Annotated in this window: 13 protein-coding genes; 5 read left to right on the top strand and 8 right to left on the bottom strand. The window is 63.6% G+C overall.

What is annotated here, in order from left to right:
* Position 1: 1 nt before the first annotated feature.
* Positions 2-1213: a DUF6361 family protein gene (locus AC3RX0_RS09715; RefSeq protein ID WP_491505776.1), complete on the bottom strand. Its 1212-nt coding sequence runs from the start codon at positions 1211-1213 to the stop codon at positions 2-4.
* Between the two features lie 146 nt (positions 1214-1359).
* On the opposite strand from AC3RX0_RS09715, the gene AC3RX0_RS09710 reads away from it, so the two are divergent.
* Genes AC3RX0_RS09710 through AC3RX0_RS09690 form a run of 5 tightly spaced genes read left to right on the top strand, consistent with a single transcriptional unit; the run spans position 1360 to position 9872 of the window.
* Complete coding sequence (locus AC3RX0_RS09710; protein ID WP_491505775.1) at positions 1360-3807, top strand: type I restriction-modification system subunit M; 2448 nt, start codon at positions 1360-1362, stop codon at positions 3805-3807.
* A complete protein-coding gene (locus AC3RX0_RS09705) occupies positions 3804-5000 on the top strand; it encodes a restriction endonuclease subunit S (protein WP_491505774.1) in 1197 nt (398 codons plus the stop codon). The genes AC3RX0_RS09710 and AC3RX0_RS09705 overlap by 4 nt, the downstream gene beginning before the upstream one ends.
* Positions 4997-8092: a type I restriction endonuclease subunit R gene (locus tag AC3RX0_RS09700; RefSeq protein ID WP_491505773.1), complete on the top strand. Its 3096-nt coding sequence runs from the start codon at positions 4997-4999 to the stop codon at positions 8090-8092. The genes AC3RX0_RS09705 and AC3RX0_RS09700 overlap by 4 nt, the downstream gene beginning before the upstream one ends.
* The gene (locus AC3RX0_RS09695) at positions 8079-8804 is read left to right on the top strand and encodes a M48 family metallopeptidase (protein ID WP_491505772.1); all 726 of its coding nucleotides are present in this window, start codon (positions 8079-8081) and stop codon (positions 8802-8804) included. Before AC3RX0_RS09700 ends, AC3RX0_RS09695 begins: the two co-directional genes overlap by 14 nt.
* A gap of 60 nt (positions 8805-8864) precedes the next feature.
* A complete protein-coding gene (locus tag AC3RX0_RS09690; protein WP_491505771.1) occupies positions 8865-9872 on the top strand; it encodes a hypothetical protein in 1008 nt (335 codons plus the stop codon).
* Positions 9873-9969: 97 nt separating this feature from the next.
* Here AC3RX0_RS09690 and AC3RX0_RS09685 read toward each other — a convergent pair whose 3' ends face one another.
* The 7 genes from AC3RX0_RS09685 to AC3RX0_RS09655 form a co-directional block, all read right to left on the bottom strand.
* Positions 9970-10368, bottom strand: a complete 399-nt coding sequence (locus AC3RX0_RS09685; protein ID WP_491505770.1) for a hypothetical protein — start codon at positions 10366-10368, stop codon at positions 9970-9972.
* 34 nt (positions 10369-10402) lie between these two features.
* Entirely contained in the window at positions 10403-10588 is a 186-nt protein-coding gene (locus AC3RX0_RS09680; protein ID WP_491505769.1) for a hypothetical protein, read from the bottom strand.
* 264 nt (positions 10589-10852) lie between these two features.
* Positions 10853-11401 (bottom strand): hypothetical protein, encoded by a 549-nt coding sequence (locus AC3RX0_RS09675; protein ID WP_491505768.1) that lies wholly within the window; start codon positions 11399-11401, stop codon positions 10853-10855.
* A 127-nt stretch (positions 11402-11528) separates the two neighbouring features.
* On the bottom strand, positions 11529-12431 hold the full coding sequence (locus tag AC3RX0_RS09670; protein WP_491505767.1) for an FRG domain-containing protein: 903 nt from the start codon (positions 12429-12431) through the stop codon (positions 11529-11531).
* Positions 12432-12677: 246 nt separating this feature from the next.
* Entirely contained in the window at positions 12678-12965 is a 288-nt protein-coding gene (locus AC3RX0_RS09665) for a hypothetical protein (protein WP_491505766.1), read from the bottom strand.
* A gap of 251 nt (positions 12966-13216) precedes the next feature.
* Positions 13217-14689, bottom strand: a complete 1473-nt coding sequence (locus AC3RX0_RS09660) for an ADP-ribosylglycohydrolase family protein (RefSeq protein ID WP_491505765.1) — start codon at positions 14687-14689, stop codon at positions 13217-13219.
* Positions 14686-15009 (bottom strand): hypothetical protein, encoded by a 324-nt coding sequence (locus AC3RX0_RS09655; RefSeq protein WP_491505764.1) that lies wholly within the window; start codon positions 15007-15009, stop codon positions 14686-14688. Before AC3RX0_RS09655 ends, AC3RX0_RS09660 begins: the two co-directional genes overlap by 4 nt.
* Positions 15010-15068 lie beyond the last annotated feature (59 nt).

Genomic DNA, 15068 nt, shown 5'->3' with positions numbered 1-15068 from the left:
CTCATCTCGATGCCCTGCCCTCGGCGAGATCTGCGAGGTGGCTGCGGGCGATGTGCCAACGGAACGTGAGCCGGCCCATGCCGCTGTCGCCGTTCCAGGCGTCGAGCGCTGCCCGATTCGCCAGGCGTGCACGCCCGCGCTTGATCTGGATCTCGCGCTCGCGCACCAGGTCGCGCGCGATCGGATCGTCGGCGACGTCGACGCTGGTCGTGATGTGGTCGAGCCACCGGTTGATGAATCGTTGCGCTCCGGCGGCGACCCGCGGGTTCTGGCGCAGGATCGTGTGCCACCAGTCGGCGCGGTCCCAGTCGTCGAGGACGCGGGTCGTGCGGACCTCGGTCGCCCACGAGTCGAGCAGGGCACGATATCTGTCGATGAGATCGGGGCTGTCGAGCTGTTCAGCGAGCAGCAAGTTGTAGAGGATGCTGGCGCCATTGATCGTGAGGCTGAACCGCCGTGCGTGGTCGAGTTGGTTGCGGATCGTCGCGGGTCCTTGCGTGAGGTCGAGATTCCAGGCGGCGTCGGGCAGTTCAACAGGTGGATGCTCGCAGAGCCAGGCGAGCGCGGTGCCTGCGGTGGACTCGGCGATGCGATCGGAGAGGTAGTCGGCTTCGGCCGCGGTGAGTGCGAATGAGGTCGCCTTCAGTAGTTGGTGCGGAGCAGGCGGCAGCGTGGGATCGAGGGTAGGCTGCGGCATCCATCCGCGGGACTCGGGGTCATCACTCGTCGGTGTGCGGAGCTGCAGCGCGCGCAGATCGGCGCTACGGCGAAAGAATGCGTCGGTCGAGTCGGCGCGCACAATTCCCCAGGAGGTCAGGGCGCTCCAATACGCGATGCTGGGCAGGCGCTTGAGTTCGCCGCCGGCGACCCGGCCGAACACCCCCGCGGACTCGCCGCCCGCCGCCAGGCTCGGGATGAGCCGGTATTCGTGGGTGCGGAACTGTTCGCGCATCTCGTCGGGTGTGCCGCCCTGGTCGGCGGCGCGCTGCAGCAGCCAGGGGAGGAACAGAACGTAGCGCAATCGTGTGTGCAGCACCGACGTGCCGGGGAACAGCATGTCAGAGAGCGCGTCGCGCACGGCCCCGATGCCGAGCTCGTCGACCGTGCCTGGCTCGCGGAACACGTCGATGACCTCGAGCATGCGCCGACGCTCACCGGCGTCGGCGTCAAGCCAGCCGAAGGAAGACATGGTGTCGGGCGGGGGAGCGGGCATGGCTTGACGATACCCACGCAGTGCCCGCACCGGTTCTGAGAACAATAGAGTTCGAGAGAGAACTTCGCCGCATAGGAGGATGAGTTGGACCGCATGCCCGGTTTCGATGAGCTCGAGGACTTCAACTACCGTTCGGCGATGAACTGATGGCCCTCAAGAAGTCAGATCTCTATAGCTCCCTCTGGAGCAGTGCTGACGAGCTTCGCGGCTCGATGGATGCCAGTCAGTACAAGGACTACGTCCTGACGCTGCTCTTCGTGAAATATGTCTCGGACAAGGCGAAGGCTGACCCCTACGCCCTGATCGAGGTGCCCGAGGACGGGTCCTTCGACTACCTGATCACGCTCAAGGGCAAGCCGGACGTTGGCGAGAAGGTCAACGTCGCCATCCGCAAGCTGGCAGAGGCGAACAGCCTGCAGGGCGTCATCAACAACGCCGACTTCGATGACCCGACGAAGCTCGGGTCTGGCAAGGATCTTCAGGATCGCGTCTCGAACCTGATCGGCATCTTCCAGGACATCGACTTCACCGGCTCCCGGTCTGAGGGCGACGACCTGCTCGGGGACGCCTACGAATACCTGATGCGTCACTTCGCCACACAGTCCGGCAAGAGCAAGGGTCAGTTCTACACGCCTGCTGAGGTCTCTCGCGTGATGGCCCAATTGCTGCGAATCCCGGCAGGTACACCCAAGTCGACGACGGTCTACGACCCGACCTGTGGCTCGGGCTCGTTGTTGATCAAGGTGGCCGATGCGGCGCCTAACGGCCTGACGATCTACGGCCAGGAGAATGACAACGCCACCTGGGCTCTGGCTCGGATGAACATGATCCTTCACGGCAACGAGACTCACGAGATCGTGCAGGGCAACACTCTGGCCGACCCGAAGTTCCGCGAGGGCGACAAGCTCACCACCTTCGACTACCTGGTGGCCAACCCTCCGTTCTCGGTCAAGACCTGGAAGAACGGTGTTGAGAAGGACTACGGCCGCTTCGACGGCTTCGCGACGCCGCCAGACAAGAACGGCGACTATGCCTTCCTGCTCCACGTGGTCAAGTCGCTCAAGTCGACTGGACGTGGGGCAGTCATCCTGCCCCACGGTGTGCTCTTCCGCGGAAACACCGAGGCGCAGATCCGCAAAGAACTGATCAAGCGTGGCTACATCAAGGCCATCATCGGGCTGCCGGCAAACCTCTTCTACGGCACCGGAATCCCGGCCTGCATCCTGGTTCTCGACAAGAAGGACGCTGCCAGCCGCACAGGCATCTTCATGATCGATGCATCCAAGGGCTTTGAGAAGGACGGCCCGAAGAACCGTCTGCGCCCGCGTGACATGCACAAGATCGTCGATGCCTACGTTCGTCAGGCGCCCATCGATCGGTTCTCTCGCTTCGTGCCGAATAGCGAGATCGAGGACCCGAAGAACGACTACAACCTCAACATCCCTCGCTACATCAACTCGTCCGAACCGGAGGACATCCAGGATCTGCGCGCCCACCTGCAGGGCGGCATTCCGAACCGCGACCTCGACGAGTTGCAGCTTTACTGGGACGCCTTCCCTGGCCTGCGCGAGGAGCTGTTCTCGCCTCTGCGCGATGGCTACTCGCAGTTGAAGATCAGCAAGGCCGACATCGAGTCGACCGTTCTCGGCTTCAGCCAGTACTCGGTGATCAGCTCAGGCACGACGGATCTCGTCAAGTCGTGGTGGCGAGCGAACCGTGCGGCGCTTGAGGGGATCGAGGGGTCGACCCGACCGAATGAGCTGTCAGCGGATCTCGGCGAATCGCTACTTGAGAACTTCCGCTCGCATCGACTGCTCGACGAGTACGCCGTCTACGAGCAGCTGATGGGCTACTGGAACGCATCGATGCATGACGATGTCGCCCTGATCGTCGGCGAAGGTTGGGACGCCGCAGCCAAGCCTCGTGCTGCCCGTACCTGGAAAGACAAGAACAACAAGACCAAGTACGAAGTCGCTCATCTGACCTTCGGCACCGGAGCCAATGCCAAGCGCTGGGTCATGGACCTCATCCCGCCGAACTACATCATCGGACGGTTCTTCGCCGTTGAGCAGGCTCAGCTCGACCAACTGGCCGCCGAGTTCGAAGCCGCAACGCAGGCGATCGAAGAATACACCGAAGAGCACGCCGACGAGGAAGGCCTGCTCTGGGAAGCCGTCGAGGACGACAAGATCACCGCGACCACGGTCAAGAACCGGCTCCGTGCCGCCAAGGCCGAGGGAGCCGACCCCGACGAAATCAAGGCGCTGAATCACGTTGCCAGCCTGTTCGTCGCTGAGGCAGCCGCCAAGAAGGCGGTCAAGGAAGCGACGACCAAGCTCGAGGAGCAGGCGCTGGGTCAATACGGCAAGCTCACCACCGAAGACATCAAGAAGTTGGTCGTCGACGACAAGTGGGGCGTCACCATCGAGGCGGGTATCGAGAGCGAGCTTGTGGCAGTTGTTCAGAAGTTCACCGCTCGCCTGCGTGTGCTTGCCGAACGGTACGAGGTCACGGTCGGGCAGCTCGACGCCGAGATCGAGGCGCTAAGCGCGAAGGTCGCGGAGCATCTTGCTGCGTTGGGGGTCTTATCATGACGCCCTGGGCAGAGAAGAAGGTCGGTGATCTGATCGACGGTCTCGCCGCCGGCGTCAGTGTTCGCTCTCGCGATGGGGACCTCTCCCGCCCTGCTGTGCTCAAGACTTCCGCCATTGCAAACGGAAGAGTCGACTTCCGAGAAACCAAGGCGATCGTCGCCGCTGATGTGCCGAGGGCGAAGTGCGCGCCGGTTCGCGACTCCATCGTTATTAGCCGCATGAACACGCCAGCGCTCGTGGGCGCCGTTGGGTACGTGGAAACCGACGAATCAGGCGTATTCTTGCCTGATCGCCTTTGGATTGCGCGCAGCAAACGGGCGGCTTCGACGGACATGCGATGGCTGAACTATGCGCTGGGCTTCGGCAATGTCGCTATTCACGTCAGAGAGTTGGCGACCGGGACAAGCAACAGCATGAAGAACATCCCGAAGTCGCGATTACTGGAATTGTTGTTGCTAGTGCCGAGCCCGGACGAGCAGCGGGCTATCTCGACCGCGCTCGTCGATGTTGACAACCTGATCGCATCTCTCGAACGACTCGCCGCGAAGAAGCGAGAGATCAAGCGGGGGCTCATGCAGGAGCTGCTGATCGGCCGGACTCGGCTGGCCGGGTTCGATGAAGCATGGTCACCCGTGCATCTCGGAGAAGTGCTGCGGTTCCAAGTGGGCTGCCCGTTCTCTTCCGCGTATTTCAGTAGTTTGCCTCAGGGGCCGCGACTCGTCCGGAATCGCGACCTCCGGGCAGATGACGCCATTGTCTACTACTCCGGGGCATACTCTCCAGACTTCGTCCTATATCCGGGAGACGTACTGGTAGGTATGGATGGCGACTTCGAACCTGTGGTTTGGCATACCGGAGATGCAGTGTTGAATCAACGAGTGGGTCGACTTCGAGTGTCGAGTCGCGCGAACGGCACATTCTTGGCGTACGCGCTGAAGAGCCCGCTGAAAGAGCTAGAGGGCGCAACAGGGGCGACCACTGTGAAACACCTCTCCCACAGGGATGTCGAGAACTTGGAGGTCCGGTTGCCGAGCGTGCCAGAGCAGTCCGCCATTGCTCAGGTCTTGTCTGACGCCGACGACGAGATCACCGCTCTGGAACATCGCCTCGAGTCTGCTCGGGCTATCAAGCAGGGCATGATGCAGGAGCTGCTGACCGGCCGGACTCGTCTCACCGAGGAGGTCGCAGCATGAGCGCCGTAGGACAGGTCGAACGCAAGACGCAGAAGCGTGTCGTGGCTCTCTTCCGGGACCGGCTCAGCTACGAATACGGCGGCAACCGCGAGGATCTCGACAACGGCAACATCGATCAGGCTCTGCTGATCCAGAGCCTGAAGGACCGTGGCTACGACGACGAGCTGATTCGTCGTGCCGTCTCGCAGCTTCTCATCGCCGCATCGCTGGCAGACGGTCAGAAGCTCTACGACTCGAACCGCAAGTTCTACGAGCTGCTTCGCTACGGAGTCAAGGTGAAGCGCGACGTCGGCGAGGTCACCGAGACGGTATGGCCGATCAACTGGGGCAACCCGCAGGCCAATCACTTCGTGGTGGCCGAGGAAGTCACCATCAAGGGCGAGCACACGAAGCGCCCCGACATCGTGCTCTACGTCAACGGCATCGCGCTGGGTGTAGTCGAGCTGAAGCGCTCGTGGGTCAGCGTCAGTGAGGGCATCCGCCAGAACATCGGCAACCAGAAGCAGCACTTTGTGCGGCCGTTCTTCACGACCGTCCAACTGCTGTTCGCGGGCAACGACGTCGAGGGCTTGCGCTACGGGGTGATCGATACCCCCGAGAAGTACTGGCTCGAATGGAAGGAGTCCGGCGAGGAGCCGAACCCGCTCGACCGTTCCCTGCTCCAGATGTGCTCCAAGGAGCGGTTCCTGGAGATCATCCACGACTTCATCGTGTTCGACTCGGGGGTCAAGAAGACTGCCCGACACAACCAGTTCTTCGGCGTCAAGGCGGCTCAAGAGCGCGTCCGAAGCCGCGAGGGCGGCATCATCTGGCACACGCAGGGCTCGGGCAAGAGCCTCACGATGGTCTGGCTGGCAAAATGGATTCGTGAGCATCAGACGGATGCCCGCGTGCTGATCATCACCGACCGCACCGAACTCGATGAGCAGATCGAGAAGGTCTTCGGCGGCGTCAACGAGTCGATCTATCGCTCGACTTCGGGCGTCGACCTCATCGGTAAGCTCAACCAGAGCCAGCCTTGGCTGCTCTGCTCGCTCGTCCACAAGTTCCGCTCCGGCGACCAGACTAGCGACGCGGACGAGACTGACAGCGACGAGTTCATCAAGGAACTGGGCTCTCGCATCCCGGCCGACTTCAAGGCCAAGGGCAACCTGTTCGTTTTTGTCGACGAGGCGCACCGTACTCAGAGCGGCAAGCTGCACAGGGCGATGACCGCCCTGCTGCCGGAAGCGATGTTCATCGGCTTCACCGGCACGCCGCTGCTCAAGGCCGACAAGATGACGAGCATCGAGACCTTCGGCTCGTTCATCCATACCTACAAGTTCGATGAAGCCGTTCACGACGGCGTGGTGCTCGACCTGCGCTACACGGCTCGCAACATCGACCAGGACTTGATCGGCCCGGAGCACGTCGATAAGTGGTTCGACATCAAGACCAAGGGACTGACTGACCTCAGCAAGGCACGCCTCAAGAAGAAGTGGGGCACCATGCAGAAGGTCGTGTCGGCTCGCTCGCGTGCCGCCATGATCGTGCAGGACATCTTGATGGACTTCGAGCGTGAACCTCGCCTGCTGTCTGGGCGCGGCAACGCGATGCTGGTGAGCGAGAGCGTCTACCAGGCCTGCAAGTTCTATGAGATGTTCGTCCAGGCGGGCTTCAAGGACAAGGTCGCCATCGTCTCGAGCTACGTCCCAACCGCTACCTCAATCTCGAAAGAGGACGCTGGTGCGGGCGACAACGAAGAGCTGATCAAGTACGACATCTATCGCCAGATGCTGGCGGACTACTTCCATGAGTCGGCAGACCAGGCGGTGCTGCGAATCGAGGAGTTCGAGAAGGATGTCAAGCGTCGCTTCATCGAAGAGCCCGGCCAGATGCGGCTGCTGATCGTGGTCGACAAGCTTCTGACCGGCTTCGATGCCCCGAGTGCCACCTACCTCTACATCGACAAGAAGATGCGGGACCACGGCCTGTTCCAGGCCATCTGTCGTGTCAACCGCCTCGATGGCGACGATAAGACCTACGGCTACGTCATCGACTATCGCGACCTGTTCAAATCGCTCGATCAAGCCATCTCGGACTACACATCGGGTGCTCTCGACGGTTACGCCAAGGAGGACATCGAGGGACTACTCAAGGACCGCACCGAGCAGGATCGACAGGATCTGGACGAGGCCCTGGAGCGAGTTCGTGCCCTCTGCGAGCCCGTGGCTCCGCCGAAGGGAACGCTGGAGTATCAGCACTACTTCGTCTCGCTCGAGCCGGGCGACGCGGAGCAGATCAAGCTCAACGAACCGAAGCGTGTCGAGCTGTACAAGTCGATCGCTTCGCTGGTTCGTGCATACGGAGCCCTGGCAAACGACATGGAGTCGGCTGGCTATACGGCTGCCGAAGCGACGTCGATCAAAAGCGAGATCGCCCGCTACGTTGCCGTCCGCAATGAGGTCGAACGTGGCGCCGGCGAGAACATCGACATGAAGCAGTTCGAAGCAGGCATGCGTTCGCTGCTCGACACCTACATCCTTGCCGAGCCGTCCGAGACGGTGGCGACCCTGCATCAGGGCTTGGTGCAACTGATCGTCGAACGCGGCGCCGGTGCCATCGACACCCTGCCTGAAGGTATTCGCAAGAATCCCGAGGCGGTGGCTGAGACGATCATCAACAACGTCCGCAAGACCATCGTTGATGAGCGGGCGCTGAACCCGAAGTACTACGACCGGATGTCTTCGCTGCTCGACGCCATTATCGAACGCCGCCGCGAGGAAGCGGAGGCCTACGCCGACTTCCTGAGCGACCTCCTTTCTCTGACCGCTCAGGTCGGCAAGAAGGAGTCGGACACTGCCTACCCTGCTTGGGCATCAACTCCAGCTCGTCGGGCGTTGGTCGACTTCAGCTGGCCGAGCGACATCGTCATCAATGTCGAGTACCTGAGCGACGTCATCCAGAACAACAAGGAGTACGACTGGGCGGGCAACCCGATCAAGGAGCGCGCCCTGGCTCGCACGCTTCGCCGCGAGCTGCCGGACGGCTTCGAAGCGGAGCGCCTGGAGGCACTCGTCAAGCTTCTAAAGGGGCACGATGAGTACCGCTAGCGCCTACCTCACCGTCGCCGGCCTCGGGATCGATGTCGTCTACAAGGACATCAAGAACCTACACATCTCGGTCTACCCGCCGGTTGGGCGAGTTCGCGTTGCTGCCCCGGATACCACCGACGAGGACACCATCCGCCTAGCGATCGTCCAACGTTTGCCGTGGATCAAGCGTCAACGTGAGCAGCTGCAGAAGGCAGATCGCCAGACCAAGCGTGAGATGCAGTCTGGCGAAACGCATTACGTCTGGGGCCAGCGATACCGTCTCGACGTTTCGCGCACCTCAGGCAACTTCCATGTCGAGACCAAGGGACAAACGCTCTGGGTAGTGACGCCTGCCGATGCCGATAGCCAGTCCAAGCTCGCTGCCCTGGATCGCTGGTACCGCCGAGAGATCAAGGCCGCCCTGCCCACTCTGCTCGCCAAGTGGCAACCGGTCGTGGGAGTCGAAGCCGACAAGATCGTCGTGCGCCGGATGAAGACCAAGTGGGGCACCTGCATAACACGCTCCCGCACGATTTGGATTAATCCTGAGCTGGCCAAGAAGAACCCGCGTTGCCTTGAGTACATCGTCGTGCACGAGCTGACGCACCTGCACGAACGCAGCCACAACCAGCGCTTCACCGGCTTGATGGATCAGTTCCTGCCGGACTGGCGAGCGCGCCGCGACGAGCTGAACGGCGCTCCGCTGGCCGACGAGGAGTGGGGGCTGTAGATGGTACGCGTGCGAGGAAGGTTAGCTGTCGCGCTGCAGATCATCTGGACCTTCGTCCTCGTGCTTGCTGCAACCGGGCTTGTGCTTGTCCTGATCAATGCTCTGCCGTGGTCCTTGAGTTGGGACCTCTGGACTGTACTCACCGCTATTGGAACTGTGGGCGCGACTCTGGTCGCACTCGTTCTTGCTCTCCGATCCTGGGTTCAGGAGAAGGATGCAACTGCCCGCTTCGTTTCGGCGTGGGTGACGGACGAGTACCGGCCCCGCGACGACGGAGGCTCATATAAGCGAGTCGTGCAGCTGTACGTCGCCAACGAATCGAACGAGCCAGTGTTCAACGCGATGGTCAACGTACATATTGGTCGTGACGCCACGCCTCTCGGGCCGCTCGCAGCTCCGGCACCGATCAGCGTCATCCCGCCGCGCCGCGAGCTGGTGTTCGATGTCTCCGTCCCGCTGCTTGCTCACACCGACAGCTGGTCCCCGAGGGCGTCGTTGGCATTCACTGATCCAAAGGGTCGACACTGGCTTCGAGAACTCAACGGCGAGCTTCGAGACGTCAGCCGTGACAGTCTTCGCTGGACGAAGGAATCGGGATCGGGCGACGAACGGCAGATGGGTGATCAAGAGAGCCCGTTCAACCCGATGCTCGTCGCGTTGACGTTCCTTGGTGGTCTTCGTAATGAGGAGGCCAAGACCGAAGACCTGTTCGTGTTATTGGCACCCGAAGCTTCCGGGTGGGCCGATTCCGACTGGGACCAGCTTCGGACCGATCTTGCCGACTTCCAGCCAACATCGATGGTCGACTACCCTGCCCCTCGTATCGCACGCGTCAAGCTCTCGGGAGACAAGTCGCTTGAAGGCAAAACGGTTGAGGGTAGAGGGCGGCCGCTTGAGCTGGACATATACAAATTCATGACCTTGACGCTCGATCCCCACTTCGGATGGCGGGTCTTCGGTGTGGGTGCAAGCGTCCCGCCTGATGCCATCTATTTCGGCGGGTCGTTGATCGACGAGGTCGAGCCTTACCTTGGAGTTGCTCTCGCGGCAGAGGGCGACGACACGTGAGCGATCCCAACCCTGTATTCGCATCCCTGGCTCAGTCGGGACTGCCTGAGCGACCGGCGCGAGTGGGCGTCCTATTCATGAGGTTCTTCGCGGAGCGCTAGTCGGAGCTTGGGTGAGCGATGTCGACCCGACTCGCACGAGGCTCATAGAGCGAGAGCCCCGCGAGGAGTGCAGGGTGTGCGTCCTCCTCTGCCTGCGGCCACGGCATTCCGCCGTGTCGCGCGTCGTGCCGCACCGCGACAGCGGTCGTGCGGCTGCGAGCCTCGAAGCAGTGGATGAACACGACCTTGCCCTCCGCGCGCAGGGCGGCCACGGCATCCACCGCCTCACGCAAGACGATTTTGGGCCGAGCGTTGCGATCCTTCTGGTCGACCAACCATACCTGCACGCTCTCGCACCGGGCGGGGACCTGCGCGGTGCCCACGCGGCACAGCGACATGAAGACATCGACATCCTCGGGCAGACGGTCGAGCGCGGCGGTCGATCCGACGAACACGCCGAGGTTGTGAGGATGCCGCAGTACCCGATCGCTACAGCTGCGATGTGCGGGTCACACCGCTCGTGAGTTCCGACAGGCGCGTGTAGCGGTGGCCCATTGTCCACGCCCATCCTCGACCGGTCGAGGCGACGGTGTCGTTCTCGATGGGCGCGGCCAGATGCACGGTGCGAGGGTCATCGTGAGCGCTGAGCAGCATGATGCCGTAGTTCGCGTCCACCTCACGCTTGTTCTCCGCGAGCAGTATTCGACCAGACGTGCAGCGCGTTCGTAACCGTCCGCCCGGAGCCCCGCGACCCCGTCCTCAGAGAAGACGATCGAGGGCAGATACTTCTCGATTCGGGCAATCGTGGGCTTGATCTGGGCGTTCGCGTAGAACCCGAAATACAGCACGTCGGACCGGAACGCCCGATCGGGTTGGCAGACGTAGGCGGCATACTTCTCATACTCGCCCCATGCATTCCGGGCAGCCACGATCACCGTGTCATCGGCACTGAGGAGACCATCGGCCCTCGCACAGCGCGATGAGCTCCGTGAGCAGGAACCGTGTCTGCTCCGGAAGCAGACGGGTCGCGTCCTCGAGCAGTTCGCGGATGGTGCTCTCAAGGCCGGCGAATGAGAGCCACACGACACGGGAAACGGCCGCCGGATAGACGCCGACCGGGTTTGCGAGCCACGCCGGCTGCGCGGCATCCGGGGTCAGAACGAACAGGTAGGCATCAGGATCGCCGACCAACCACGAGGCGTGCGCCCGCACCTGCTGCCGGTCATGCCCCTCGGTGTCGTATCCGTGCGCCACGGTCTTGGTCTCGAACCGCCACGTGAAATGTGCGGCAATCCGTGCATCGGGGACGGAGCCCTTCGCCACCACTTGATTCTCGAATGAGACCGCTCGCAGCTCGTCGCCCATTCCGGCAGCGTTCTGCAGCAGCTCCTTGACGATGCCGAGATCAATCCGCTCGAAGACGGCGAGCGTCGACGACGTGACCCGATTCTCGCCGGCTCGGTAGGTGGAGAAGAGTGGGTTCGTCATCGGTTCAGTCCTCTCATCCCGCGGGCACGAAGTCGGTCTGTTGATCAGGTTCCTCGATTCCTCCAGCCAGCTGAGCTGATCATCCTGCCAGGTGCATCCAACCGTTATACCCGTGGTCGAGCGCGCTTCACTCGACGAGCACCTCCGGTCGCTTGCCGACGTACGCGGCAAGCCCCTCGATGTCGGCGTAGATGGTCGCGAAGCGGTAGCCGAAGCGGTCCTCGAGTTGGTCGCGGATCTCGGCCTTCGCCTCGGGGGCGATCACGTATGTGAACACCGGCGCCTTGCGGGGCAGGCGGTCCTCCCCGACGTGGGCGAGCCGCATCGGGACCGACGAGAACCCGCGCAGTTCGGTCGCCGCCCACATCGATCGGTCAGCCCGCCGGCCGGCATCGATCGCGTCGATAGGCACGCCGTCCAGGATGAACGCCGCGTTCTGCGCGGGAATTCGACCATGCAGCGCCGGCGGGCGCCAGATCTTGCGTCCGAAGCCGGTGCCCCAGTCGACCTTGCGGCGCGCGTTGTCGTCGTGTAGGCGATGCCAGCGGGGCGTGTTCGTGTTCCAGTTCGAGTTCAGCTGCAGCGGCTGCTTCATGGTGAACGCCAGCAGACGTCCCGGCTGACGATCGGACGTGTCGTCGTGTGCGACGGCGAACCATGCCGCGATCAGCGGGTTGAACGTCACGTCGAGCAGACGGGTCGGCACGCCCACGTGCTGCATCTGGGCGAACAGCTGCAGTGCCGGGATGTCGTCCAGGCGCCACTCCAGACGGGCCAGACGGAGCAGGCGCTCCTCCGCGGCGTTCAGCTGGTCTTCGGTCGGCAACGTGCCGGTCACGTCCGCAAGCTTGCGGTACAGCGAACTGTGCAGCCCCCAACTCGCGTCGACCTGGCCGCGCCAGATCAGCCGTTGATCGGGATGCAGTGCGGTGACTCGGTTCACCTCGTATTGAAAGGACTCCCACCCGCGGATGGTCTCTTGCCACGGCTCGAACAGTTCGTTCGCGTCGACCTCAGAAGTCGCGTCCATTGCCATATCCTGACACGCTGCGGCGGCCGCCGCGATCGGGCCTCACTCCATGACGCGTTCGGCGGCGTCGTGCAGGAACTGCGTCCAGGCCGTCCGCCAGGCGATCGACTCGATGAACGTGCCAGGGTCGTGAGCCACTTGAAAGAAGCTGCAAAGCGAATCTCGCGGGACTGTGGCAGGATTACCGCGGAAACACGGGCGTCGAAGGCGTAGTCGTGAACTACTTGAAAGCTGCACGACGGGCATCTAGTCTCCCAGTTTGTAACCCGCATCCACGCAGTAGCTGAGGATGTCTGCAGCCCCGGACTTGAAGTCATCGGTTTTAAAGGTCAGCGCTCCGCCGCCCTTCTCCACGACGGACTGGACCTGGAAGATCGGGTCGAGGTATTTCGAGACGATCGCTTTTGCATCGAGTGGTGCAGAGTCTTCGACGTCGTTCGCCCACCGGAGGAAATCGGCATGTGTCGACTCGTCGAAGTCGCCACGCGAGATGTCGAGCACATATTGCGGATAGTCGAGGAACTTCTGTCCCATGACTTCGCACATCCCCAGCGCGGTTGGTTCGTCTGCCTCAGTTACGGTCGGGCTCGGCTGCGCAGATTCGGGCCTGGACGGTGCCGCATCCGTCCCACCGCTTCCACAGCCCGCCAGTAGCAGTACACCCACAATCGGTAAGGTTCCCCCAAAGCCTCTTCATGCAGCGATCCTATTCGGGCCGAATCAACATCCTCCTGCTTGCAGGGTGGCACTGACGGCTGGAATAGCGCAGCGAGGTCCGCGGTCCCTCACCCCATGACGCGCTCGACGGCGTCGCGCAGGAACTGCTGCGGCGCGCACCCCGGCAGCGCAGCGCGCACGTCCTCCCACGCCTGCGGCAGCGGCACGCCGCGGTGCCGCGCGCCGTACAGTGCAGCCACGGCGGCTGTGCGGCTGCGAGCCTCGAAGCAGTGGATGAACACGGCCTTGCCGTCCGCGCGCAGGGCGGACACGGCATCCACCGCCTCACGCAAGACGATGCCGGGCTGGGCATTGCGATCCGGTTGGTCGATGAGCCACACCTGCACGCTCTCGCACCGCGCGGGCACCTGCGCCGTGCCCACGCGGCACAGCGACACGACGGCATCCACCTCGTCGGGCAGGCGCTCGAGCGCGGCGATCGATCCGATGAACACGCCGGAATCGTGAGGGTGCCGCAGCAGCAGATCACGCGACGACGACACCGCGACCCGCTCGGCCGAGGGCCAGCCGCCGCTGTCACAGCGACCGTGCCGCGCCGCCAGGACGGCCAGGCGCACGAGGTCGTCGGCGTGCAGGCCGGGCCAGCCGTGCAGCATCCGCTTCCAGCGCAACGGCAGGACGCTGCCGCCGAACACCGCACCGGCGAGGGAGCCTGCGATCGCGGCCACGGTGTCGGTGTCGCCGCCGCCGCGGATCGCACGTTCGATCGCGTCGGGCAGCGAGGCAGCGCCGGCGACAGCCGACAGGGCGCCCTGGAAGGCGCGGACGACCCAGCCGTTGTGCTCGCGGAAGTCGCGGGGATGCGCCGTGGGGGCGAGGGCCTCGTCGACGAGGGGGAGCCAGCGGCGTTTCGTGTCGGCCGCGTTGGGTACAGATTGTCGTTTCGTCTCGCTCGCGCTTCGCGCGGGCTCGCTCAACGAGCTGGTGTACGTGTCGAGGGCGGCGTGCAGGTCGAGCTCGCCGGTGAGGATCGCGTGCCGGATCGCCAGGCACCACAGTGCGCACGCATCGACGTTGTCCTGCTCCCAGTGCGTCAGCTGCGCCACGCGTCCGGCCGCGGCGATCAGCTCGGCGGGGTCGCGGTCGAGATAGCCCAGTGCCACCGGACCGGTGCGCATCAGCGATCCGTTGCCGGCGGACCGGCCGGTCGCCCGGTGCTGCTGCTCGGCGCGGCAGGTCGCCTCGGCCGCCCTCGGGCGAGCCAACCGCGAGAGGATGCCGCGGGTCTGGACCCCGACATCCTTCGCCGTCATCGACCACTCACGCCACCGGGCGACGATCTCATCGAGCGCTGCGGTGTCATCGAGCGTGCGCCCGTCGGCGAGCACCTGCAGGATCGGCATCGCCATGCTCGTGTCGTCGGTCCATTCGCCGGGCGCGTGGCCGAACACGCCGCGGCCGAACCGTGGCGTGACGTCGTCGGACAGCGCGGGACCGAACTCGTACTGCGAGCCGAGCGCGTCGCCGGCCGCCGAGGCGAGCACGACGCCGACGGCGCGGTCGAGCTGCACGGCGTTCATGCCCGCTGCTCCCGTTGCGGCGCGTTGCTGCTGTTCCAGGTCTCCAGCGGCGAAAGCGACAGCTGCGTGCCCGGAGGGGTCGGCACCGCGGCCGGCGGGTCGACGCGCACGAACCGGAACTGCAGCAGCCCCTGGTCGGTGCACGAACCGTCGCAGGTGTACACCGCGTGCGCGGCGCGATGCGCGGGCTGGCTGAGCGGAACGCGCAGCGTTGCGCTCGTGAACGGCTCGCCGCTGTCAGGCAGATCGCCGTACCGTGTGCCGTCGAGCGGCCCGTCGGTCAGTTCGCAGGCGAGCGTCCCCGTGACGTGTGTGCTCATCGCATCCTCCCCAGTTTGCGCATATGTGATTTATACGACCAGTATGCACTGGGGTTCCG

The sequence above is a fragment of the Microbacterium sp. W1-4-2 genome (assembly GCF_058349885.2).
This window is presented reverse-complemented; position numbering and strand designations above follow the sequence as displayed.